This is a genomic window from Pimelobacter sp. 30-1 (assembly GCF_018831735.1).
Taxonomy (GTDB): domain Bacteria; phylum Actinomycetota; class Actinomycetes; order Propionibacteriales; family Nocardioidaceae; genus Nocardioides.
In genome coordinates this window covers 243,569-266,707 of record NZ_NHTS01000004.1, presented here as the reverse complement: position 1 = coordinate 266,707, position 23,139 = coordinate 243,569, and the positions used below count along the sequence as shown (strand labels likewise).

Here is a 23,139-nt window from a genome sequence, read left to right as displayed (position 1 = left end):
GGAGCCTGCCTCAGCGAGCGGTCCGGCGCAGCCTGCGCCGGACCGCTGCGCGTTCGAGGGGGCTGAGGTCCTCGACCAGGGAGAGGACGGCGGCGAGCTGCTCCAGCGCCCCGAAGGCCTGCTCGGTGCCCGGGGCGTCGACGCCGTCGTACAGGCCCAGGCCGACGAAGGACGCACTGATCGCCCGCGCCAGCCCCGGTACGTCGACCACGTCGGCCAGCACCGTCGCCTCGGTCAGCCGGCGCAGCACCGCCTCGACCTCGACCACCCACAGGTCCAGACCCTCCCGGGTCGGCCCCGCGAGCGCCGGGTGCGACGACGTCCCCGCGAGCAGCTGCCCCAGCAGCGCCACATTGCCCGCCTCCCGCTCGGCCCGGTGGATCGCCCGCGCCGCCGTCACCAGATCACCGAACCCGCTGATCCCCCGCAGCGTCTCCCGGTGCGCCGCCACCCGCTGCGCGGCACCGTGCGCGCACGCCGCCGCGAGCAGCTCGTCGACCGACCCGAAGTGGTAGAAGACCAGCGCCTGGTTGACCCCCGCCTCCGTCGCGATCGTGCGGGCCGAGGCCTTCGCGATCCCCTGGTCGGTGACCACGCGCAGGGTCGCGTCGAGCAGCTTGTCGCGGGTGGGGGCGCTCATGGGGTGATCCTGCCTGGTCTTGAGCGTTCGCTCAATCCGTGGCAGGTTTGAGCGAACGCTCAAGACCGCCGGAAGGGGAACGCCGTGCCGAACACACCGGGTGCCGGGGGTTACCTGCTTGCCTGGGTGGCGAGCGTGCTCGCCTTCTCGGCCGCCCTCGGCACGCTCGCGGGCGGGCTCGGGATGACGCTCCTCGTCGCGGTGTACGCGTCGGTCTGCTCGGTTCCCTTCGCTGTCGTGGGCATCCTGCTGGTCCACTTCGGCTGCCGTGGGGTTCGGTCCCAGGCGGCGCACGTCGCTGCTGCCGGGCTGGCCGGGGCGGTCTCCGCGATCGTGCTGGTCGGCCCGTACCCAGAGGCGCTCGGCCTCGCGCTGGTCCTTGGGTCGGCGACCGCGTTCGGGCGCCTGGTCGTGGTGCCGCTGGTGTGGCGGCGCCGCGATTCGGCCGCCTCCGCCGCGCGCTGTTAACCTCTCCTGTCCGGTGCCGCACGGCGCCGTACTTCCGGACGGGCCGAACCGTCCGGAGAAGCAGAGCCCTCCTGCCACGGAAAGTCCGCGGCCGCCTGAGTCCAGAGGAGGTGGAGACCGCTTTGCGCAACTACGAAGTCGTGGTCATCCTCGACCCGAGCCTCGACGAGCGGACGGTTCAGCCGTCGCTCGACAAGTACCTGAACGTCGTCCGCAATGACGGCGGCACCGTCGACAACGTCGACGTGTGGGGCAAGCGTCGCCTGGCGTACGAGATCAAGAAGAACGCCGAAGGCATCTACGCGATCATCAAGCTGACCGCCGCTCCGGCGACCGTCGACGAGCTCGACCGTCAGCTGACCCTCAACGAGTCCGTGCTGCGGACGAAGGTCCTGCGACCCACCGTCTGAGGTACCCGAAGGATCCGTGCCTGTGGATTGCCGCTTCCCGAAGTCGGTGGTCCAGGACACGATGGGGGCCGTCGTCCGGGGCTGACCCGGGCTAGGCCGTTCGTTCCCACCCTCACCAGGAGATCACCATGGCAGGCGAGACCGTCATCACCGTCGTCGGGAACCTCGTCGACGACCCGGAGCTGCGCTTCACCCCGTCGGGTGCGGCCGTGGCGAACTTCCGGATCGCGTCGACGCCGCGCACCTTCGACCGGCAGACCAACGAGTGGAAGGACGGCGACGCGCTGTTCCTCTCCTGCGCGGTCTGGCGGCAGTACGCCGAGAACGTCGCCGAGTCCCTCACCAAGGGGATGCGCGTGATCGTGACCGGCCGGCTGAAGTCGCGGCAGTACGAGACCCGCGAGGGCGAGAAGCGCACCGCCATGGAGATCGACGTCGAAGAGGTCGGCCCCGCGCTGCGGTACGCCACGGCCAAGGTCAACCGCGCGGCGCGCGGTGGGGCCGGCGGCGGTGGTGGCTACGGCGGCGGCGCTCCCCAGGGTGGTGGCGGTGCTCCCGCGGCCGACCCGTGGGGCGCTCCGGCCGGCGGTGGCGGCGGCAACCAGGGTGGCGGATCCAACTACGGGGGCGGCGCTCCGGCCAACGACCCGTGGGCCGCGCCGGGCGTCTCGTCCAACGACGAGCCCCCGTTCTGAGCAACAACACACCAACCATTCCGGCCGTCGTTGACTGACGCGGCCGGGCTCTGAGGAGGAGCACCACAATGGCGAAGGCAGTCGTCCGCAAGCCGAAGAAGAAGGTTTGCCAGTTCTGCAAGGAGAAGGCCACCGGTGTCGACTACAAGGACACCGCCCTTCTGAAGAAGTTCATCTCCGACCGCGGCAAGATCCGCGCCCGTCGGGTGACCGGCAACTGCGTCCAGCACCAGCGTGACATCGCCATCGCGGTGAAGAACGCCCGCGAGGTCGCGCTGCTGCCCTACACCTCCAGCGGCCGCTGATCCGGTTCGGTAGAGAAGGAGACTGAACTCATGAAGATCATCCTGACCCAGGAGGTCGAGAACCTCGGCGCCGCTGGTGACGTGGTGGAGGTCAAGGACGGCTACGGCCGCAACTACCTCATCCCCCGTGGCTTCGCGATCCGCTGGACGCGCGGCGCCCAGGCGCAGGCCGACTCGATCAAGGCCGCCCGCTCCGCGCGCGCGGTCCGCGACGAGGCCCACGCGGCCGAGATCAAGGCCAAGCTCGAGGGCAGCCCGGTCGACGTCAAGGTGAAGGCGGGCCAGGGCGGCCGTCTGTTCGGCGCGGTCACCGCTGCCGACATCGCGGCGGCGCTCGGCGAGGCGGCCGGCGAGGCGATCGACAAGCGGACCATCGTCCTCGGCAACCCGATCAAGGCGCTGGGCAACCACGCCGTGTCGGTCAAGCTGCACGACGAGGTCTCGGCGGCGGTCGCGCTCAACGTGATCCCTGCCTGATTCCAGGCTTCACCCGCGTGGCCGGTCCCTTCGGGGCCGGCCACGCGGCTATTTTCAGGGTGCTCCACCTTCCCCGACCCAGGAGTTCACCCCCATGCATGTACGACGGACGCTGCCCGCCGCCCTCCTGCTGCTCGCGCCGGTGCTCGCCGCCTGCGGTGACGGCGACGAGGCCCCCGACGCCGACGCGACGTCGTCCCCGACCACGCCGACGAGCGACGCGCCGACCACCCCCAGCGCGACCACCCCGAGCGCGACGCCCACGACGGTGACCTCCGCTCCCTCCTCGGCCCCGCCGGCCGCGACCCTGCCGGCGGCCTGCGACCTCGCGACCTCCGAGTCGGTGGCCAAGAACTTCGGCGTCACCGTCGGCCCGGCCGAGGCCGGTACCGACACCACGCGCGAGGGCGGCCGGGCCTGGAAGAGCAACGACTGCTCCTTCGAGGCCAAGGACCTGGTCGAGATCACGGTCAAGGTGACCGGCCCGGGCGACTTCACCAAGGGCGCCTTCGGCTGCCCCCAGCCCGCCGAGACCGGCGCGATCGTCGACCCGGCCGATGACATCGCCGGGGCCACCGACGGCTGGTGGAAGGTCAGCGACGCGCCGCCGCTCGAGGCGACGCTGCGCGCGTGCACGGCCGGCGTCCTGCTGGACGTGGAGCTGGACTACGAGGACGGCGTCGACTACCAGGGCGACCCGCGCAACGACTCGATCGCGTTCGCCGAGCGGATCCTGGCCGACCTGCAGGGCTAGGCCTCGGCCGGGTTCGGGTCGGGGTCCGGCTCGACCGGCGCCCCGGCCCAGGTACGGCCGGCGAAGACGAAGCAGAGCACGACCAGCGCGATCTGGGTGACCTGCGCGGCCACCTCGCCGGCCGGTCCGACGTCCGTCCACCCGGCGCCGAACGCCAGCGGCGGTGCGGCCAGCACGAACAGCAGCGCCAGCGTGGCCATGCTGAACGAGCTCGCCCCGCCGGTGCTGCGCGCCCGCAGCGCGGCCTGGCTGAGCTGGTGGCACAGCAGCGCGAAGAAGGCGAACCGCGGCACGTCCGCGGCCCAGCCCAGCGACGGGTCGGTCTCGACCCAGCGGGCGGCGGCGGGGACGACGAGCGCGATGGAGACGCCCAGCGCCAGGATGCCGAGGAAGCGCAGCACCGGGAGCCGTCGTACGTCGAGCGCGGCGGCCATCCCGTGCAGCCCGATCAGCACCAGCATCCAGCCGAGCGGGTCGGGCAGGGGGTCGAAGACGCCGGGCTGGGGGTCGGTCGGCCCGAGCGCGAGCAGCACGAGGCCGAGCGCGACCGCCTGGAGCGGCTTCACGCGGCGGCTCCGGTGACCAGCCAGCGGTCGCCGGCGGCGCGGTGCACGAGGGTGATCATCCGCCCGCCCATGAAGAGCACGGCGAACACGACCCACAGCCAGGGCAGGCCCCCGCCCAGCGCACTCGTCAGCAGCACGAGCGGAGCGTATCCGGCCAGGACGAGCACGCCGGCGTACGCCAGGTAGCGGCCGTCGCCGGCGCCGATGAGGACGCCGTCGAGGACGAACACGATCCCGGCCACGGGCTGCGCTGCCGCGGCGACCAGGAGGACCGGGACGAGCGCGTCGCGCACGCCCTGGTCGGGAGTGAACAGCGCGCCCAGCCAGGGGCTCGCCACAGCGAGCAGGACGCCGGTGACGATGCCGCCGACCACGCCCCACCACAGCATCCGCCGGGTGACCGCCCGGGTGGCGGCGACGTCCCCGGCGCCGAGGTGACGCCCGGTGATCGCCTGGGCGGCGATGGCGATCGCGTCGAGGACGTAGGCGAGGAAGCCCCACAGCGTCATCGCGAGCTGGTGGGTCGCGATCGGGATCGCGCTGCTGGACGTGTCGGTCGCGGTGAGCACGACCGCGTAGGTGGTGACGAGCAGGGACGCGCGCAGGGTCAGCGTGCGGATGATGAGCGGTACGCCGGCCCGCGCCGCCGCCCGCACCCCCGGCAGGTGCGGGCGCAGGGTCGCCCCCTCGCGGCGCGCGGCCCGCACCACGACCAGGGTGAGCGCGAGCGCCATGCCGCTCTGGGCGAGCACCGAGCCGAGCGCGGAGCCGGCGATGCCCATCCGCGGGACCGGGCCGGCGCCGAAGACGAGCAGCACGTTGAGGACCAGGTTGGCCAGGTTGCCGGCGACGGCCACGACGAGCGGCGTGCGGGTGTCCTGGAGGCCGCGCAGCACCCCGGTGCCGGCCAGGATGAGCAGCAGCGGGGTCAGGCCCACCGCGGCGACCCGCAGGTACGTCGTGGCGGGGTCGGCGACGTCGGGGGAGGCGCCGAACAGGGCGACCAGCGGATCGGCGAGCAGCACCGTGGCCAGCGTGACCGGGACGCCGATCGCCGCGGCCAGCCAGAGGCCGTCGAGACCTTGGGCCAGGGCCGCCGTACGGTGGCCGGCGCCGAGCTGGCGGGCGACCCCGGCGGTGGTGCCGTAGGCGAGGAAGATGCAGAGCCCGACGACCGTCATCACGATCGTCCCCGCGATGCCGAGCCCGGCCAGCTCTGGGGTGCCGAGGTGGCCGACGACCGCCGCGTCGCCGAGCAGGAAGAGCGGTTCGGCGACCAGTGCGAGGAAGGCGGGGACCGCCAACCGGGCGATCTCGCGGTCGAGCGCGCGCCGTGCGGACGGCGTCCGGGTGGGGGTGCTCACGGGTGTCCCGCGGGCGCCGGTGGATAACTAGGGCCAACTTGTGGAAACCGGGCTGCTGAGGTAGGCGCCGGTCGGGGCCGGAGGGCGGACCCCCTGCAACGCCGAGATGGCTGAAAGGTGAACGGGATCACACCGCTGTTTTTCGCCGTCCACAGGTGTGCAACAGCGTTTTCGCAGGTCAGACGCTGTTTCAACAGCCGCACACCCCGCCTCTCCACAAGTTCCTCCCCAGCCCGTGCACACCGTTTCCGCGTGTCGTCCACGGTCGGCCGCGAGTTATCCCCAACCCTTGTGCATAGCCCGCTTTCGCCGGGCCGTCCGCGGGCCGTAGGTTGCCGGTTCGGAGCCATCGGCGCACGGCGGCGGGACCGGCACTCGCCATTGTGTCGGACCCCCTGGGCAAGGTGGGCACCGACCGAACCACGCCGGCCGACCACGAGGGGGACCAGACCGTGAGCCTCACGGACGACGCGCCGTCCTGGACCGCGGAGCCACCCCAGGACTGGGGCGACGGCCCGGCGTCGTACGCCCCGGGTGAGGCGCCCTCGGGCGGGCGCACCCCGCCGCAGGACCTGGCCGCCGAGCAGTCCGTGCTGGGCGCGATGCTGATCTCCAAGGACGCGATCGCCGACGTCGTCGAGGTCATCCGCGGCACCGACTACTACCGCCCCGCGCACGAGTCGATCCACGAGGCGATCCTCGACCTCTACAGCCGCGGTGAGCCGGCCGACATGGTGACCGTCGCGGGCGAGCTCCAGCGGCGCGGCGAGCTGCAGAAGATCGGCGGGGCGCCGTACCTGCACACGCTGGCGGCCAACGTCCCCATCGCCGCCAACGCCGGCTTCTACGCCGAGATCGTCTACGAGAAGGCGATCCTGCGGCGCCTCGTCAACGCGGGCACCAAGATCGTCCAGATCAGCTACGCCGGCGAGGGCGAGGTCGAGGGCATCGTCAACGAGGCCCAGTCCGAGATCTACAAGGTCACCGACCGCAACAAGTCCGAGGACTACGCCCCGCTGTCCGACATCATGGACGGCGTCCTCGACGAGATCGAGGCGATGGAGAACCGTGAGTCCGGCATCTACGGCGTACCGACCGGGTTCGCGGACTTCGACGAGCTCACCAACGGCTTCCACGCCGGCCAGATGATCGTCGTCGCGGCCCGTCCCGCCATGGGCAAGTCCACCCTCGCGCTCGACTTCTGCCGCGCGGCCGCCATCCACAACAACCTGACCGCCTGCTTCTTCAGCCTGGAGATGACGCGCGGCGAGATCGTGATGCGCCTGCTCTCCGCCGAGGCCCGCATCCCGCTCAACCACATCCGCAACGGCAAGATGTCCCCCGAGGAGTGGGACCGTCTCGCCCGCCACGTCGCCAAGGTCTCGGCCGCGCCGATGTTCATCGACGACTCGCCCAACATGACGATGACCGAGATCCGCGCCAAGGCCCGCCGGCTCAAGCAGAAGCACGACCTCAAGCTCATGGTCATCGACTACCTTCAGCTGATGAGCTCGGGCAAGAAGGTCGAGTCCCGCCAGCTCGAGGTCTCCGAGTTCTCCCGCCAGATCAAGCTGATCGCCAAGGAGCTCGAGATCCCCGTCATCGCGCTCTCCCAGCTCAACCGTGGCCCCGAGCAGCGCGCCGACAAGCGCCCCGCCGTCAGCGACCTGCGCGAGTCCGGCTCCATCGAGCAGGACGCCGACATGGTCGTCCTGCTCCACCGCGACGACGTCTACGAGAAGGAGTCGACCCGCCCCGGCGAGGCCGACCTGATCGTCGCCAAGCACCGTAACGGCGCCACCCGCGACATCGTCGTGGCCTTCCAGGGTCACTACAGCCGGTTCGTCGACATGGCGCACTGACCCCGCCGCGGGCTCGGGCGGTGCGGCCGGACGCGGTCTCCTCAGCGGGGAGCCCGCGGTGCCGCGGCTACAGCTCGGGCTGGGCCGGGAGCGGCCGTGAGCAGAGCTCGTCGGCCTCGGCCTTGGCCATGCCGAACCCGCGCAGGACCCGTGCGGTCATCAGGTCCGAGACCTCGCCCGCGTCGAGGTCGGGGTCGGCGTCGAGCAGCTGCAGGAGGCCGAGCAGTGCTCCGCCGGCGGCCATCAGGCCCAGGCGCGGCGACTCGATGTCGAAGCGACCGGCGGCGACCGCGACCTCGATGTCGTGGAGGGCGCGGGGGGCCAGGCCCTGGTCCTGGACGAGGACGCGGGTGCCCTCGTTGAGCATCACCCGCACCAGCTCGGGGATCTGGCGCTGGAGGCGCCCCGTCATGCGGAAGCTGACGGCGAAGACCTCGGCGGGGTCGTCGTACCCGGCCACGGCCTGGTCGCGGAAGGCGACGTAGACGTCCATCACGGACTGCACGGCGGCCTCGAACAGCGCTTCCTTGCTGTCGAAGTGGTTGTAGAAGCTCCCGAAGCCGACGTCGGCGGCGTCGGTGATCTGCTGGATGCTCACCGCCGTCCGGCCCTCGGCGAGGAAGGCGCAGCCGGCCTGCACGAGTGCCGCGCGGGTGCGCTCCTTGCGGCGGTCGAGTCGGGTCGGGCCGCGCTCCGCGGTGGCCTCGGTGTTCACGTCGTCACCCTATCTGATGACTTCATCAGAAGTGCTTGACAGATCATATTCGCAGAACTGATGATTTCATCATCACTACTCCGAGGAGGTCCGCGTGAGCACCGTGAGGACGCGAGAAGAGCGGATGGTTCCGGTCGGCCGGCGCAGCCTGTTCGTGACCGAGGCGGGTGCGGGGCGCCCGGTCGTGCTGCTGCACGGCGGCGGCCCCGGCGCCACCGGTACGTCGAACTACGCGCGCAACATCAACGCGTTGGCCGAGCACTTCCGGGTGATCGTGCCGGACCTGCCGGGCTACGGGCGCTCGTCGAAGGATCTCGACCAGTCGGACCCGTTCGGCGACCTCGCCCTCGCGGTGCGCGGCCTGCTCGACGCCCTCGACATCGACCGCGCCCACCTCGTCGGCAACTCGTACGGCGGCGCGGCCGCCCTCCGCCTGGCGCTGGACCGCCCCGACCGGGTGGACCGGATGATCCTGATGGGTCCCGGCGGGATCGGGACCACGCGCGCCCTGCCCACGAAGGGGCTCAACCACCTGCTGAGCTACTACGGCGGCGACGGGCCCTCGCGGGACAAGGTGGCCACCTTCATCCGGGACTACCTCGTGCACGACGCGGGTGCGGTGCCCGACGAGCTGATCGACCTGCGCTACGAGGCCAGCATCCAGCCCGACGTCGTGGCGTCTCCTCCGCTGCGGCGCCCGTCCGGTCCGGGCGCGCCCCGGACGCTGTGGCGGATGGACCTGACCCGCGACCGGCGGCTGAGCCGGTGCGAGGTGCCGACGCTGGTGGTCTGGGGGCAGGACGACAAGGTCAACCGTCCCTCCGGCGGCCCGGTCCTGGCGCGCACGATGCGCCGGTGCGACCTGCTGTCCCTGGCGCGCACCGGGCACTGGGCCCAGTGGGAGCGCGCCGAGCTCTTCAACACCACCGCGGTCGCCTTCCTGGAGGGGGAGCGATGACGAGCGTGCTGGAGCGCCCGTTCACGGGCACCCTCGCCGCCAGTGTCTTCGGCGCGGTCCACCTCGGCTACCTCGTGGTGGAGTCCCAGCGGCTGACCGCGTGGCACCGCTTCGGTGCCGACGCGATCGGCCTGCACGTCGACGAGCTCGACGCCGACACTCTCCGCTTCCGGCTCGACCACCACCGGTGCCGCTTCCTCGTCCGCCGTGGCCCGGCCGAGGACCTGATGGCCATCGGCTGGCAGGTCGACGACCACGCGACCTTCGAGCGCATCCTCGCCCGGTTGGTCGAGCGCGGCGTCCCGATCGCCGAAGGTACGGCGGACGAGGCCCGCCGTCGCGGCGTCGAGCAGGTGTGGCGCTTCCCCGGCCCGAAGGGCATCGTGCAGGAGATCTTCACCCGCCCGCTGACGACGGATGCCCCGCTGCGGATGATCAGCTCGGGCTTCGTCACGGGCGAGGCGGGGATGGGCCACGTGGCGATCACCTCGCGCGACCCGCTCGGCATCCACCGCTACTACGACGCCCTCCTCGACTCCCGGCTCACGGACTACATCGACGAGAACGTCGGCGGCCTCACCCTCAAGATCCGCTTCCTGCGCGTCAACGAGCGGCACCACTCGATCGCGGTCGCCAACGTCCGCGGCCTGCCCGTGGACCCGATCCGCACCCGTGCCCAGCACGTCAACATCCAGGCCGCGACGCTGGAGGACATGCTCAGCGCCTACCAGCGCGTGCGCGACCTGGGGTTCCGGATGGCGTGGTCGGTCGGGCAGCACACCAACGACAAGGAGCTGTCCTTCTACTGCGTGACGCCCTCCGGCTTCGAGCTGGAGGTCGGCTGGAACCCGGTCGTCCTGACGCCCGAGCTCGAGCGGGCCTGGCAGGTCGCGACGTACGAGGGCATCAGCACCTGGGGCCACCAGCCGGTCCACGCCGGCCTGCTCGACCGGCTCGGGCAGCTGCGCCAAGCGGCGCTCAACGCCCGCCGTCCCGAGATCACCGTCCCGCAGCTGTCCGGAGCGTCCGCATGAGCACGAACCAGTACGACGTCGTCGTGGTCGGCCTCGGCCCGACCGGCCTGACCCTGGCCACCCTGCTCGGTCGCCGGGGCCTCAGCGTCCTGGTCCTCGAGCGCGAGCCCGAGTTCTACGGCATGGCGCGGGCGGTCTACACCGACGACGAGGCGCTCCGGGTCTTCCAGACCGCCGGTGTCGCCGACGAGATCCACGCCGACATGAACGTCGACAGCGCGGTGCAGTGGGTCCGCGCCGACGGGTCCCTGCTCGTGCAGTTCCGCGAGTCGCAGCGCCCGCTGTCCTGGCCGGTCACCAACTTCCTGTACCAGCCCTACCTGGAGAACCGGCTCGAGGAGCTGCTCGCCCGCTACCCGCACGTCGAGGTCCGCCGCGGCCGCGAGGTCGTGTCGTTCGCCCAGGACGACGACGGCGTGACCGTCGTGCACGCCGGCTCGACCGGCTCCGGCTACGGCCGGCGCGAAGCGGTCGTCGACGAGGCCACCGCGTCGGTCCGGGCCTCCTTCCTGGTCGGTGCCGACGGCGGCCGCAGCGTCGTGCGCACCTCGCTCGGCATCGACATGACCGGCAAGAGCTATCCCGAGCGGTGGCTGGTGATCGACCTCGAGGCCAAGGACGGCGTGGACGCCTTCCGGCACCTGCCGTACTTCGACTTCGTCTGCGACCCCGACCTGCCGACGGTCAGCTGCCCCCAGCCCGGTGGTCACCACCGCTTCGAGTTCGCGCTCAAGGACGAGGACGACAAGGACGAGTTCGAGTCCGACGCGACCGTCCGCCGCCTGATGACCCGGTACGTCGACCCCGACGAGGTCGTCGTGATCCGCCAGCTCGTCTACACCTTCAATGCCGTCGTCGCCGACCGGTGGCGTGAGGGCCGGGTGCTGCTCGCCGGCGACGCCGCGCACATGACCCCCCAGTTCATCGGTCAGGGCATGAACGCCGGCGTCCGCGACTCCGACAACCTGTCCTGGAAGCTGGAGGCGATCCTGCGCCACGGCGCCGACCCGGCGATCCTCGACTCCTACGAGTCCGAGCGCCGCCCGCACGCCAAGGCGATGATCGATCTCTCGGTGTTCAACAAGTCCCTGGTGTCGGTCAAGAACCCGGCCACGGCGCGAGCCCGCGACGTCGCGCTCTGGACCGCGCTGCGCACGCCCGGTGTCGGCGGCTGGTTGCGCCGCGCCGGGATGAAGCCCAAGCCCCGCTACCGGCGGGGCTCCTACCTCGGCCTGCCCCGCGGCGTGCGTGGCGTCGAGGGCACCCTGTCGCCCCAGCCCCTCGTCCGCCGGTACGACGGCCGGCCGGTCCGGCTCGACGACGCCCTCGGCATCGGCTGGTCCGTGATCGGCGTCGGCGTGGATCCGCGGGAGGTGCTCGGCGCGGACCTCGCCACGTGGGCCCGGGTGGCGCCGTCGTACGCCACGATCTATCCCTTCGGGACCCGGCCGCAGGGCGCCGTGGGCGACGGCCGCCGGCGGGCCGGCCTGGTGGACCTCGAGGACACCTCGGGCGACTTCGTGCGCTGGCTGCGTCGCCACGGCGTGCGCGAGGGGGCGGTCGTGGTGCTGCGCCCGGACAAGTTCGTGTTCGGGACCGCGCAGGGCGACCCGGCGTCCCTCACCCGGGCGCTGGTCGACCAGCTGGGTCTCCTCTGATGGGCCCGCGCTGATGGGCAGGAGCCCGGCCCGGATCGACGTCCACCACCACGTCGTACCGCGGGCCTATGCCGCCTTCCTGAAGGAGAAGGGGATCCGGCCGGGTGGCGTGGACGTGCCGGCGTGGACACCGGAGCGCGCCCTGCGCCTGATGGACCGCAACGGCATCGCGACCAGCATCCTGTCGCTGTCCACGCCGGGCGCGTGGTTCGGGGACGACGACCACGCGCGCCGCCTCGCGCGGGAGGTCAACGAGTACGCCGCCGGCGTCGTGCGGGACCACCCGCGCCGGTTCGGCTTCTTCGCCACCCTGACGGTCCCCGACCTGGCCGGCTCGATCGCCGAGGCCGCGTACGCCCTCGACACCCTGGGTGCCGACGGCATCGTGCTGCTGAGCAACACGGCCGGGTGCTACCCCTACGAGCAGGGCATCGAGCCGCTCCTGGCCTACCTGCACGAGCGTCGCGCGGTCGTGTTCCTGCACCCCGGCGAGCTCCCGGCGGACCCGGCGCCGGGCATCCCGTCGTTCACGGCCGACTTCCTGCTCGACACGGTCCGGGCGGCCACCGGGCTGGTCCTGTCCGGCGCGCTCGAGAAGTACGACGGCATCCGCTGGATCCTCGCGCACGCGGGCGGGTTCCTGCCCTACATCGCCCACCGCGTCCTGCTCACGATGATCCGCGAGGAGCCGAGGGCGGCGCAGGCCAAGGCGATGGTCCTGCGCAAGCGGGAGCGCGAGCGCCGTCTCGACGTGCTGCGCCGCTTCTACTTCGACGTGGCGCTGTCCTCGGCTCCGCACGCCCTGCCCAGCCTGCTCTCCTTCGCCGACCCGACCCACGTCCTCTACGGCAGCGACTACCCGTTCGCTCCGGCCCCTGCGGTGCGCTTCCTGCGCCAGGAGTACGAGGACGTCGCCCTGAAGTCCCACCAGCGCGCCGCCATCGACCGCACCAACGCCCTGGCCCTGTTCCCCCGTCTCGCCGGAAGGACCGCCCCATGACCGCACCGATCAGTCGCCGCAGGATCCTCGGAGCAGCTGCCACGGGCCCCGTCGCCGCTCTCGGTGCCGGGCTGCCCGAGCCTGCGTCCGCCGTACCCCTCGTGCCGCCGCGGCGGACCCGGATCGACGTGCACTGCCACCACCTCCCGGACTTCTACCGGGCCTCCCTGGCCGAGCACGGCATCACCGAGGCCGGGGGGAAGAAGCTGCCCGCCTGGTCCCCGCAGCGGGCCGTGACCTTCATGAACAGCTTCGGCATCGCCGCCCAGGTCGTCTCCATCTCCGAGCCCGGAGTCACCTACCTGCCGACCGCCGCCGAGCGCAACGCGATGGCCCGCCAGATCAACGACTACACCTACGAGACCCTGATCAAGGGCAGCGGCACCCTCGCGAAGAGGTTCGGCGGGTTCGCCGTCCTCCCCCTCGGCGACATCGACGATCCGGCCGACCTGGCCAATGCCCGCGCCGAGGCGACCCGGGCGATCAAGGTGCTCGGCTTCGACGGCGTCGGCCTCTTCAGCCAGTACGACGGCGTCTACCTCGGCGATCCGCGCCTCAAGCCGTTGATGGCCACGCTCAACCAGCTCGGCGCCATGGTCTTCGTGCACCCGGTCACCCCGGTGATGCCGGACCTCGGCCTGCCGGCGTTCCTGTTCGAGTACCCCTTCGACACCACCCGCGCCGCGGTCAACCTGAGCTACCACCGGACCTTCACGACCTACCCGTTCGTGCGCTGGCTGCTCGCCCACGCCGGGGGGACCCTGCCGTTCCTGGCCTACCGGACCTCGCTGCTGCAGTACGTCACGCCGATCATGCAGAACCTCGGCGTGGTTCTGCTCGACGAGCAGAACCTCGACTACGGGCGGCTCTTCTACGACACCGCACTGTCGCCGGCGCCGTCGGCGATGATGGCCGTGAAGGAGGTGGCCCCGGTGTCCCACATCATGTTCGCGACCGACTGGCCGTTCTCCGCGGAGGTCTTCACCATCCCCGGCGATCCCGCACCCCAGCTCCCGCGATCGTTCGACAGCACCGAGCTGCCGAAGGTCCTGCGCACCAATGCGCTCGCCCAGCTCCCGAGGCTGAGATCGCGCCTGGCGGCGCCGTGATCGAGAGCGCGCGGGCGCTGGCCGTCGCGGCCGTACGCCGCTACCACCGCCTGGAGGTGGAGCTGCCCGCCGAGGTCCCGGGCGGTCCGGTCCTGTTCGTCGCCCACCACGGGTTCGGCAGCCTCTTCGACCTCAACGTGCTCGCGACCCTGGCCGCGCTCGACGACCTCGCGCTCGACCGCCCGGTGACGACGCTGGTGCACCAGGTCGCCTGGACGGTCGGCCTCGGGCCGGCGCTCGAGCGGCTGGGGTGCCGTCCCGCCAGCCGTACGGCGGCTCGCGAGGCGCTGGCGGACGGCCGGCACGTGCTGGTCTTCCCGGGTGGGGACGTGGATGCCTTCAAGAGCCGCCGCGACAAGGACCGGATCGTCTTCGGCGGGCGGGTCGGCTTCGCGCGGATGGCGATCGAGCAGGCCGTCCCGGTGGTGCCGGTGGTCACCGCCGGGGCCGGTGACACGCTGCTCGTGCTCAGCGACGGCCAGGCCATCGCGCAGCGACTGCGACTCGACCGGCTCCTGCGGCTCAAGGCCCTGCCGGTCTCGGTGACCTTCCCGTGGGGACTCAACCTCGGGGTCGCCGGCTTCCTGCCCTACCTCCCCGTCCCGGTGACCCTGCGCACCCGGGTGCTGCCCGACCTGACGGCACAGCCGGACGAGGCGGCCGCCGCCTTCGCCGCGCGGATCGAGCAGACCATGCAGGCCGCGCTCGACGAGCTCACCTGACGCCGGTACGACGCGCCAGGTGGCTGCCGAGCCGCTCGACGGCGTGCCTGAGGTCGTCAGGTTCCACCACCTCGACGGGGGTGGTGAAGGCGATCCGGGCGACCGTCATGGCCAGCCGCCCGACGTCCTCGCCCCGGATCCGGACGATCGTGGCTCCCGTCGTGGTCTCGACCACCACGTGGTCCACCCAGCGGAGCACCTCCCGCAGGTCGTCGGGCCCCGCGCCCAGGGCGAGGGTCGCGACCCGGTCGCGGGGGACCGAGCCGGTGGCGCGGGCGACGTACGCCGCCGGGTCGCCGCCGGGGACCTCGCGGGGGGTGAAGCGGACCCCGGTCGCCCTGGGGGAGGTGAGTCGGTCGAGCCGGAAGGTGCGCCAGTCGTCGCGGTCCCGGTCCCACGCGAGCAGGTACCACCGGCGGCCGGCGGTCACGAGCCGGTGCGGCTCGACCTGGCGTCGCGTGGCACTGCCCTCGCCGGCGCGGTAGTCGAAGCGGGCGATCTCGTGGTCGCGGCACGCCGCCGCGAGCAGGCTGAGTGACTCCGGGTCGACCAGGTTCCAGCCGGTGGGCGGCACCGACGTCACTGTGGAGTGGAGAGCCGCCACGCGTCGGCGAAGCCGGTGCGGCAGCAGGTTCTCGATCTTGGTGAAGGCGCGCAGCGCCGTCTCCTCCATGCCGTCGATGGCGGCGACCGCGGCGTAGCGAAGGCCCACCGCGAGGGCGACGGCCTCGTCGTCGTCGACGACCAGCGGCGGCAGGTGCGCTCCGGCTTCGAGGCGATAGCCGCCGTACCTGCCCGAGGTGGCGGCGACGGGGTAGCCGAGCTCCCGGAGCCGGTCGATGTCGCGGCGCACCGTCCGCTCGGTCACGTCGAGGCGCTCGGCGAGCTCCGTGCTGCGCCAGAACCGGTGGGTCTGGAGCAGCGAGAGCAGCGCGAGCGCGCGCCCGGTGGGGTCAGCCGACATGTGCCGAGTCTGCCCGTCATCGCGGACAGCTCCTGTCCGCGATTGCTTCTACGGTCACTCGACCGATCGCCCTAGCGCGCATCGGCACCCGTCCGTCACTGAGAGGAACACCCCATGTCACACCCCGACGCCTTCCCCCGACCGAGCATGGTCGCCGTCAACGGCATCGAGCTCGAGGTCTTCGAGATGGGCCGGGAGAACGCCGGCAAGCCCCTCGTCCTGTGCCACGGCTGGCCGGAGCTGGCCTTCTCGTGGCGCCACCAGATGGGTGCGCTCGCGGCCGCCGGCTACCACGTCATCGCGCCCAACCAGCGTGGCTACGGCGGCTCGTCCCGACCGGCCGAGGTCACCGACTACGACATCGTGCACCTCGCGGGCGACCTCGTCGGTCTCCTGGATCACTTCGGCTACGACGACGCGACGTTCGTCGGTCACGACTGGGGCGCGAACGTCGTGTGGAGCACCGCCGTGCTGCATCCCACCCGGGTGAGCAAGGTGATCGCGCTCAGCGTGCCCTACCTGGAGCGCGGCGACGTCCCGCCGCTCGCGTTCATCGAGGCGGTCGTGGGCAGCGACTCCTACTTCGTCCACTTCAACCGGCAGCCGGGGGTGGCCGACGCCGTGTTCGACGCCCACGCCGCACGGTTCCTGCGCAACCTCTACCGCAAGAACGAGCCCCCGGCCGAGCCGGAGCCGGGCATGGCGTTCATCCACCTCGCCCACGCCGAGACGCCGCGCGGCGAGCCGGTGATGAGCGACGGCGAGCTGGCGGTGTTCGTCGACGCCTTCGAGGCATCGGGCTTCACCTCCAGCGTGAACTGGTATCGCAACGTGGACCGCAACTGGGAGCTGATGGCGGACGTCGACCCGATCGTCCGCCAGGAGGCGCTGATGATCTACGGCGCACGAGACACGGTCATGAGGGCACCGAACCTCGAAGCGTTCGTCCCCCGCGTCGAGGTCGCGGACCTGGACTGCGGCCACTGGATCCAGCAGGAGCTGCCGGACGAGACCACCCGCCTGATCCTCGACTGGCTCCGGAGGCACGAGGTCGTCGAGACGTCGCCGGCTACTTGACCTCGGACCGCCGCACCAGCACCAGCCCCACCACCAGCGGTACGACGATCCACAACGTCGTCGTCGCCCCGAGCTGGGCCCACTCCTGCGCCGACGAGGTCCCGCCCTCGAACAGGACGACCTGCGACTGGTTCCAGTCGAGCCAGGGCTGGAGGTCGGTGAAGCCCTCGCGCACCTGGGCCAGCAGCAGGAGGATGCCGGAGAGCACGAACGACAGCACGAAGTAGCCGACGATCGCGGCCGCGGAGCTGCGCAGCGTCACGCCGAGGGTGAAGCCGATGGCCATCCCCATCAGGTTGCCCAGGACGATCTGGGCGGCGTACGACGGGCTGACGTTCCACACGGTGTCGACGCCGGCGAGGGCGGAGCCGACCACGTTGCCGACGGCACCGATGGTGAGCGCCACGAGCATGGAGACGATCCCGACGAGGGTGGCGGCGAGGGCCTTGGCGCCGATGACGCGGCCGCGGCTGGGGACGAGCGTGAACGTGGTCAGGCCGCTGCGCTGGCTCCACTCGCTGGTGACGGCGAGGATCGCGATCATGGGCAGGATCAGCGTCATCGGGAAGCCGAGGGCGCGGGAGAAGGTCTCGTAGGTGAGCGTGCTGTCGGGGGCGAAGACGATCGCGGCCACGGTCGCGACGACCGACAGGACGCCGATGCTGATGAGCAGCCAGAAGCCGGAGCGGGTGTCGAACATCTTGCGCAGCTCGACGGCGACGATCCGGTGGGTCGGGATCGGCGGGGGTACGGCGCGCCGGGTGGTGGTCACGGTGGGTGAGGTGGTCTGGGTGGTCATGCTGCTGCCCCTCCTTCGGGAACGGTGCTCTCGCGCTGGGAGTCCGCGGTGAGCTCGAGGAACATCTCCTCCAGGCCGGCGCTGTCCGCGGCGCGCAGCTCGGTCAGGGCGATGCCGGCCGCGAGGGCGACCTGGCCGACGCGGTGCGGGTCGGCGGGGGTGTGGAGCGCGCCTCCGGCCGAGGGGGAGGCGTCGATGCCGGCGTCCGCGAGGGCGGCGGCGAGGCGGGCGTCGTCCGCGGACGCGACGACGGTCCCGGCGGTCGACAGGAGCTCTTGCTTGGTGCCCTGCGCGACGATCCGGCCGTTGCCGATGACGACCAGGTCGTCGGCGATGACCTCGATCTCGTGCAGGAGGTGCGAGGAGAGCAGCACGGTGCCGCCCTGGTCGGCGAAGTCGCGCAGCAGGTCGCGCATCCAGCGGATGCCGGCCGGGTCGAGTCCGTTGGCGGGCTCGTCGAGGACCAGGACGGCGGGGTCGCCGAGGAGGGCGGTCGCGATGCCGAGGCGCTGGCGCATGCCGAGGGAGTAGTTGCGGATCCGGCCGTCGCCCTCCCGCTCCGTCAGCGACACCCGGCGCAGCATCGCGGGCACCCGGTCGGCCGGTAGGCCCATCGTGCGGGCCGCGATCGTGAGCACCTCGCGGCCGGTCCGGCCGGCGTGCTGGGCGGAGGCGTCGAGCAGGACGCCGATCTCGCGGCCCGGGTTCGGCAGGTCGGCGTACCGGCCGCCGAGGACCTCCACGTGACCGGAGGTCGCGGGGCTCAGCCCGACCATGATCCGCATGGTGGTGGACTTGCCGGCTCCGTTGGGGCCGAGGAAGCCCGTCACGCGGCCCGGGCGGGCGGTGAACGAGATGTCGTCCACGGCGGTGGCGCCGCGATACCTCTTGGTCAGGTGGTCGACGGTGATCATGACCGGAAGCCTCGCCGTGACCGGCCGGGCGTCACATCGGCATCGAGGCCGGACCTTCCTCGTTCTTTCGGCCGATCCCCGACCCCGCGGCGATCCCTAGGCTGGGCGGATGATCACGACCGCCCTGCGCTCGCTCTGGGACGAGCCTCCCGCCGCGGACCCGCCCCCGCCGGCGCGGCGCGACCGGGTGCTGGTCGGCGTGGTGATGGTGGTGGCGCTGCTCGAGGGGACCTTCGTCGAGGACGTCACCTGGCGCCCGCTCGTGACGATCGTGGCGGTCGCGTTGGCGCCGGTGCTGCTGTGGCGGCGTACCCACCCGTTGGTCTGCGTCGTAGTGGGCCTCGGTACCGGCCTGGCCCTGGGCGTGGCGGCCCAGCTGGCCGGGCTCTCGGGGGTGGGCCTGGCCACGATGGTGTACGTCCTGGTGCTCGTCTATGCCCTGGTCCGTTGGGGATCGGGGCGTCAGATCGCGATCGGGCTGGTCGTGGTCGCAGTGGTGGCGGGGTTCAGCGCGGTGAGCGACTACACCGGTCCGGCCGAGCTCTTCGGCGGACTCGCTGTCCTGGCGGCGGCGGTGGCGGGCGGCGCGGCGTTCCGCTACCGCGCGGAGAGCCGGCGCCGGGCGTTCGACCAGGTCCGCAGCCAGGAGCGGGTCGGTCTCGCCCGCGAGCTGCACGACTCGGTCGCCCACCACGTCTCGGCGATCGCGGTGCAGGCGCAGACCGGCCGGACGCTGGCCCGGAGGCGACCCGAGGCGGCGGTGGAGGCACTTGTCGCCATCGAGGGAGAGGCCTCGCGGACCCTCGCGGAGATGCGGGCGATGGTCCGGGTGCTGCGCGACGGAGCGCCCGCGGACTACGCGCCCCAGCCCGGCGTCGCCGACCTGGTGTCGCTGGCCCGCCGCGAACCGGTCCCGGTCGTCGACGTCGAGCTCGCCGGCGACCTGGCCGGGATCGGGCCCCAGGTCGACGCGGCCGGCTACCGGATCGCGCAGGAGGCGCTGACCAACGCGCTGCGGCACGCCCGCAACGCGTCCCGGGTGCAGATCAGGGTCGTCGAGGGCGCCGGGAGCCTGCGCTTGCGCGTCACCGACGACGGCCAGGCCGATCCGGCGCGGTCGGCCAGCCACGGCTTCGGGCTGCTGGGGATGACCGAGCGCGCACACCTGCTCGGCGGTACGCTGCGCGCCGGCCCGCTGCCCGGGGGTGGGTGGGCGGTCGACGCCGAGCTGCCGATGGAGGTGCCACGATGACGATCCGCGTGCTGGTGGCCGACGACCAGGACCTGGTCCGCACCGGCCTCGCGATGATCCTCGACGACCAGCCCGACATCGAGGTCGTCGGCCAGGCTGCCGACGGCACCACCGCCGTCGCGCTGGCCCAGCGACTCCGGCCCGACGTCTGCCTGGTCGACATCCGGATGCCCGGGCTGGACGGCATCGAGGTGACCGAGGTCCTCGCCGGACGGGACGTCGCGGACCCGATCGCCGTCGTGGTGATCACGACCTTCGACCTGGACGAGTACGTGCACGGCGCGCTCCGGGCCGGCGCCCGGGGCTTCCTCCTCAAGGACGCCGGCCCCGAGCTGCTGGTGCAGGCCGTCCACGCCGCGGCCGCCGGCGACGCGCTGATCGCGCCCAACGTCACCCGGCGGCTGCTGGAGACCGTCGCGGCAGCGGCCCCGGCCCGGCGCCGTACGCCACCGGTGGAGCGGCTGACCCAGCGCGAGGAGGAGGTGCTCCGGCTGGTCGCCGTCGGGCGGACCAACGCCGAGATCGCCGGGGAGCTGTTCATCAGCCTCACGACCGCCAAGACCCATGTCGCGAGCCTGCTGACCAAGCTCGGCGTCCGGAACCGGGTCGAGGTCGCGATGTGGGCCTACGAGACCGGCCGGGTCCCGACCCGCGGCTGAGCGCGCGCCGGGACCCGGTCCGTCAGCGAGCCACCCGCTTCGTGCGGGCCGAGGCCTTGGCCGTGACCGTGACGTAGCCGGTGAGCCGGCCGGTCACCTTGACGACGACGCGCTTGCGGGCCTGGGCGGAGGTCAGCGTGAGCTTGCGTCCGGTCGCGCCCTTGATCTTCACTCCGTCGGCGAACCACTGGTAGGTGAAGCGTGTCCCGGGAGTCCAGCCCTTCGTGGTGGCGGTCAGCTTGCGGCCGACCCGGGCGGTGCCGGTGATGGCCGGGGCCGGGCTGGTCAGGGTGCCGGCCGCGACGGTGAAGGTCGTCGTGGTCGTCACCGGGGCGTGGCCGACCTTGGTGCCGGTCACCTTCAAGGTGAGCGTCCGGTGGTAGGTGGCCGCGGGCAGGCGGTAGCTGGGCGCGGTCGAGAGGCGCGTGGCGCCGTCGTACCAGGCGTAGGTGAGGGACGTGCCGGCCGGCCAGGCGCCCGGGACGGCGCTCACCGTGGTGCCCACCTTCTTGCTGCCCCCGACCGTGGGTGCGGGCCCGGTCAGGCTCGCCGCTGCCACCGCGGTGGTCGGCTCGCTGGTCTCGGCGGCATCGTCGTAGCCGGGCAGGGAGCCGGAGACGCGCACCGCCACCCGGTGACCGATCCAGGCCGCGTCGTCGACGGTGAAGGTGCTCGTCGTGCGTCCGGTCACGGCTGCGCCGTCCACCAGCCACTGGAAGGCCAGGTCGGCGCCCGCGGTCCACGTCCCCGGGTCGGCCGTGAGGGTCTGGCCGAAGGACGGCGTCGTGTCGTCGACGACGGGCACGCTCGTGGCGAGGGTGGCGCCGGCGACCGCGGCGGTGGCGGCGGACTCGACCACGGCGTCGTCGTACCAGGTCTTGGTGCCGGTCACCTCGACACTGATCCGCGCGCCGACGAGGTCGGGGTCGGTCAAGGTCAGGGTGGTGCCGGTGGCGCCGGGGATGGCGGTGCCGTCCTGCTTCCACTGGTAGCCGAGGGCGGCGCCGTCGGTCCAGGTACCCGCGGCCACGCTCAGCGTCTGCCCGTACGTCGGCGTCGGGTCGTCGATGGTCGGGGTCGACGTCGCCAGCTCCGCGCCGCCGAGCAGGAACACCGAGGCGTAGCTGAGCGGGTTGCTGGTCGCACCCTGAGCGCCGACGAGGAGGTCCGGGCGGCCGTTGCCGTCGAAGTCGCCGGCACTGCCGACCGAGCGGCCGAGCTTGGCGTTGGCGGCGTAGCCGTCGACCCGGAAGCCGTCGGCGGTGCCCTGCGGCGTGATCGCGGTGGCGTCGTAGGTGCCGTGGCCCTGGGCCTTGCCGTAGACGACATAGGCGGAGCCGGAGTTCGTCAGCGCGTTGAAGTCGGCGTTGTAGGCACCGATCAGCAGCTCGGGGACCGCGTCGCCGTCGATGTCGGGCACGCCGGCCGTGGCCCAGCCGAAGTTGGTGCCGGCCGGGCCGTTGACCCAGTAGCCGCGCTCGACCGGGGCCGCGGCGTCCGCGCAGGCTCCGTCGCCGGCGGGGGAGGTGCTGCCGGCGCAGGCGTACACGGCGGCGTCCGCGGCGCCGGGCCGGGTGTAGACGGTCCCGGTGGAGGCGGAGCCGAGGACGACGGCGGCGCCGCTGCCGTTGTCCGCGCCGAGGAGGAGGTCGTCCTTGCCGTCGCCGTTGACGTCGCCGAGCTTGGCGATCGAGACGCCGAGGCGGTCGCCGCCGCGGATCGGCCCGCGGATGGTGAAGCCGTGCTCGCCGAGCGCCGAGGCCCGTACGGTCAGCGGCTGCGCCGAGCCGAAGACGACGAAGGCCGCGCCCACGGCGGTCGGGCTCGGGCCCCACGGCGTGGCGGTGTAGGAGCCGGCGGCGAAGTCGTCGATGCCGTCGCCGTTGACGTCCCCCGCGTCCTCGGCGGACAGGATCTGGCCGCCGGTGTCGAAGCCGTCGATGGTGGCGACCACCCGGGTGCCGCCGGTCGGCGTGTCGATGTCCACGTCGGCGACCGAGTCGGAGCCGGAGATCACGTAGACGCGGCCGATGTTGTCGGCGCTCGGACCGTCGTAGAGGTTGTCGGTGACGGCGAAGTCGTTGAACCCGTCGTGGTTGACGTCGCCCAGGCCGGAGACCCAGTAGCCGAAGTTGCGGCTGACGACCGGGTTCGCCGTGTTCTGCGCGGCCGCGACGCTGCTGGTCACCAGGAAGCCCCGGGTGCCGAGGCTGCCGAGGTCGACGGAGGTGAAGTCCTCCGCGCCGAGCACGACCCAGACCTTCTGCACGCGGTTGGAGCCGATCGCGATGTCGTCGAGGCCGTCGCCGTTGATGTCGCCGAGGCAGGAGACGCTCATCCCGGCGAAGGTGTTGTTGGCGCCGGTCGGGCCGTCGATCCGGACGATGCCCGCGTCGGCACCGCTGCCGGCCGGGCCGCCGGCCGGGTCTGCCTTGCCGAGCAGGACGTACGCCGCGCCCACGTTGCTGTTGGGCGACTTGTCCCAGAACCAGTCGCCGGAGACGGTGTCGGCGTACTCGTCGCCGTTGACGTCGCAGGACGTGCGCGAGGACGCGTAGCCGAGGTTGCCCCCGGACTCGGAGGTCCAGCGGGTCTCGGTGACGACCGGTCCGGTCGGCGCGACCTCGGGGTCGGCGGAGGCCGGGCCGGCGCCCAGCGGGCCGAGCGGGCCGAGCGTGGTGACGCCCAGCGCGGCGACGGCGACCAGCGCCGCCTTGGCAGATTGCTTCATCGGTGT

The 23,139-nt window shown here is 72.4% G+C and carries 24 protein-coding genes; 16 read left to right on the top strand and 8 right to left on the bottom strand.

The annotated features are described in order from the left end of the window. Positions 1-10 precede the first annotated feature (10 nt). Positions 11-640: a TetR/AcrR family transcriptional regulator gene (locus tag CCO04_RS11040; RefSeq protein WP_215814196.1), complete on the bottom strand. Its 630-nt coding sequence runs from the start codon at positions 638-640 to the stop codon at positions 11-13. An 84-nt stretch (positions 641-724) separates the two neighbouring features. Here CCO04_RS11040 and CCO04_RS11035 point away from each other — a divergent pair, with 84 nt between their 5' ends. The 6 genes from CCO04_RS11035 to CCO04_RS11010 all read left to right on the top strand — a co-directional run bounded on the left by CCO04_RS11035 (position 725) and on the right by CCO04_RS11010 (position 3,749). After that, positions 725-1,108 (top strand): hypothetical protein, encoded by a 384-nt coding sequence (locus CCO04_RS11035; RefSeq protein WP_215814195.1) that lies wholly within the window; start codon positions 725-727, stop codon positions 1,106-1,108. Positions 1,109-1,230: 122 nt separating this feature from the next. Further along, positions 1,231-1,518, top strand: coding sequence for a 30S ribosomal protein S6 (rpsF, locus tag CCO04_RS11030; RefSeq protein WP_056897082.1), 288 nt, complete (start codon positions 1,231-1,233; stop codon positions 1,516-1,518). A 128-nt stretch (positions 1,519-1,646) separates the two neighbouring features. After that, complete coding sequence (locus tag CCO04_RS11025) at positions 1,647-2,213, top strand: single-stranded DNA-binding protein (protein WP_215814194.1); 567 nt, start codon at positions 1,647-1,649, stop codon at positions 2,211-2,213. A 68-nt stretch (positions 2,214-2,281) separates the two neighbouring features. After that, complete coding sequence (gene rpsR, locus CCO04_RS11020; protein WP_036543922.1) at positions 2,282-2,518, top strand: 30S ribosomal protein S18; 237 nt, start codon at positions 2,282-2,284, stop codon at positions 2,516-2,518. Between the two features lie 30 nt (positions 2,519-2,548). After that, a complete protein-coding gene (gene rplI, locus CCO04_RS11015) occupies positions 2,549-2,995 on the top strand; it encodes a 50S ribosomal protein L9 (protein WP_215814193.1) in 447 nt (148 codons plus the stop codon). A 94-nt stretch (positions 2,996-3,089) separates the two neighbouring features. Next, a complete protein-coding gene (locus tag CCO04_RS11010) occupies positions 3,090-3,749 on the top strand; it encodes a hypothetical protein (RefSeq protein WP_215814192.1) in 660 nt (219 codons plus the stop codon). Here CCO04_RS11010 and CCO04_RS11005 read toward each other — a convergent pair. Together CCO04_RS11005 and CCO04_RS11000 are read right to left on the bottom strand one after the other, a co-directional pair. Beyond that, positions 3,746-4,315, bottom strand: coding sequence for a hypothetical protein (locus tag CCO04_RS11005; protein WP_215814191.1), 570 nt, complete (start codon positions 4,313-4,315; stop codon positions 3,746-3,748). The two genes, CCO04_RS11010 and CCO04_RS11005, sit on opposite strands and share 4 nt — an antisense overlap. After that, positions 4,312-5,679 (bottom strand): MATE family efflux transporter, encoded by a 1,368-nt coding sequence (locus tag CCO04_RS11000; protein WP_215814190.1) that lies wholly within the window; start codon positions 5,677-5,679, stop codon positions 4,312-4,314. The genes CCO04_RS11005 and CCO04_RS11000 overlap by 4 nt, the downstream gene beginning before the upstream one ends. Positions 5,680-6,251: 572 nt before the next feature. On the opposite strand from CCO04_RS11000, the gene dnaB reads away from it, so the two are divergent. Continuing rightward, complete coding sequence (dnaB, locus tag CCO04_RS10995; RefSeq protein WP_252373128.1) at positions 6,252-7,541, top strand: replicative DNA helicase; 1,290 nt, start codon at positions 6,252-6,254, stop codon at positions 7,539-7,541. 67 nt (positions 7,542-7,608) lie between these two features. On the opposite strand, the gene CCO04_RS10990 is transcribed toward dnaB, so the two are convergent. After that, positions 7,609-8,256, bottom strand: coding sequence for a TetR/AcrR family transcriptional regulator (locus CCO04_RS10990; RefSeq protein WP_215814189.1), 648 nt, complete (start codon positions 8,254-8,256; stop codon positions 7,609-7,611). A gap of 94 nt (positions 8,257-8,350) precedes the next feature. Here CCO04_RS10990 and CCO04_RS10985 point away from each other — a divergent pair, with 94 nt between their 5' ends. From CCO04_RS10985 to CCO04_RS10960, 6 genes are read left to right on the top strand one after another with little or no spacing between them, the layout of a single operon-like run. Further along, positions 8,351-9,214, top strand: a complete 864-nt coding sequence (locus CCO04_RS10985) for an alpha/beta fold hydrolase (RefSeq protein ID WP_308281175.1) — start codon at positions 8,351-8,353, stop codon at positions 9,212-9,214. Next, on the top strand, positions 9,211-10,248 hold the full coding sequence (locus CCO04_RS10980) for a VOC family protein (RefSeq protein ID WP_215814188.1): 1,038 nt from the start codon (positions 9,211-9,213) through the stop codon (positions 10,246-10,248). The genes CCO04_RS10985 and CCO04_RS10980 overlap by 4 nt, the downstream gene beginning before the upstream one ends. Further along, a complete protein-coding gene (locus CCO04_RS10975; protein ID WP_215814187.1) occupies positions 10,245-11,906 on the top strand; it encodes a bifunctional 3-(3-hydroxy-phenyl)propionate/3-hydroxycinnamic acid hydroxylase in 1,662 nt (553 codons plus the stop codon). Before CCO04_RS10980 ends, CCO04_RS10975 begins: the two co-directional genes overlap by 4 nt. Before the next feature lie 13 nt (positions 11,907-11,919). Then, complete coding sequence (locus CCO04_RS10970; protein ID WP_215814186.1) at positions 11,920-12,906, top strand: amidohydrolase family protein; 987 nt, start codon at positions 11,920-11,922, stop codon at positions 12,904-12,906. Further along, entirely contained in the window at positions 12,903-14,015 is a 1,113-nt protein-coding gene (locus tag CCO04_RS10965; protein ID WP_215814185.1) for an amidohydrolase family protein, read from the top strand. Before CCO04_RS10970 ends, CCO04_RS10965 begins: the two co-directional genes overlap by 4 nt. Then, positions 14,012-14,737 carry a 1-acyl-sn-glycerol-3-phosphate acyltransferase gene (locus CCO04_RS10960; RefSeq protein ID WP_215814184.1) on the top strand — a complete coding sequence of 242 codons (726 nt, stop codon included), beginning with the start codon at positions 14,012-14,014 and terminating at the stop codon, positions 14,735-14,737. The genes CCO04_RS10965 and CCO04_RS10960 overlap by 4 nt, the downstream gene beginning before the upstream one ends. On the opposite strand, the gene CCO04_RS10955 is transcribed toward CCO04_RS10960, so the two are convergent. Next, positions 14,730-15,701 carry a YafY family protein gene (locus tag CCO04_RS10955; protein WP_215814183.1) on the bottom strand — a complete coding sequence of 324 codons (972 nt, stop codon included), beginning with the start codon at positions 15,699-15,701 and terminating at the stop codon, positions 14,730-14,732. The genes CCO04_RS10960 and CCO04_RS10955 overlap by 8 nt on opposite strands. Positions 15,702-15,815: 114 nt before the next feature. Here CCO04_RS10955 and CCO04_RS10950 point away from each other — a divergent pair, with 114 nt between their 5' ends. Continuing rightward, positions 15,816-16,778 carry an alpha/beta fold hydrolase gene (locus CCO04_RS10950; protein ID WP_215814182.1) on the top strand — a complete coding sequence of 321 codons (963 nt, stop codon included), beginning with the start codon at positions 15,816-15,818 and terminating at the stop codon, positions 16,776-16,778. On the opposite strand, the gene CCO04_RS10945 is transcribed toward CCO04_RS10950, so the two are convergent. Next, positions 16,771-17,577 carry an ABC transporter permease subunit gene (locus CCO04_RS10945; RefSeq protein WP_215814181.1) on the bottom strand — a complete coding sequence of 269 codons (807 nt, stop codon included), beginning with the start codon at positions 17,575-17,577 and terminating at the stop codon, positions 16,771-16,773. The two genes, CCO04_RS10950 and CCO04_RS10945, sit on opposite strands and share 8 nt — an antisense overlap. Next, positions 17,574-18,491, bottom strand: a complete 918-nt coding sequence (locus CCO04_RS10940) for an ABC transporter ATP-binding protein (protein ID WP_215814180.1) — start codon at positions 18,489-18,491, stop codon at positions 17,574-17,576. Before CCO04_RS10940 ends, CCO04_RS10945 begins: the two co-directional genes overlap by 4 nt. Positions 18,492-18,600: 109 nt before the next feature. Here CCO04_RS10940 and CCO04_RS10935 point away from each other — a divergent pair, with 109 nt between their 5' ends. Next, positions 18,601-19,743 carry a sensor histidine kinase gene (locus tag CCO04_RS10935; protein WP_215814179.1) on the top strand — a complete coding sequence of 381 codons (1,143 nt, stop codon included), beginning with the start codon at positions 18,601-18,603 and terminating at the stop codon, positions 19,741-19,743. Beyond that, on the top strand, positions 19,740-20,402 hold the full coding sequence (locus tag CCO04_RS10930) for a response regulator transcription factor (RefSeq protein ID WP_215814178.1): 663 nt from the start codon (positions 19,740-19,742) through the stop codon (positions 20,400-20,402). The genes CCO04_RS10935 and CCO04_RS10930 overlap by 4 nt, the downstream gene beginning before the upstream one ends. Positions 20,403-20,424: 22 nt before the next feature. Here the strand turns inward: CCO04_RS10930 and CCO04_RS10925 are convergent, their stop codons facing one another. Beyond that, positions 20,425-23,133, bottom strand: a complete 2,709-nt coding sequence (locus CCO04_RS10925; RefSeq protein WP_215814177.1) for an integrin alpha — start codon at positions 23,131-23,133, stop codon at positions 20,425-20,427. Positions 23,134-23,139: the final 6 nt, after the last annotated feature.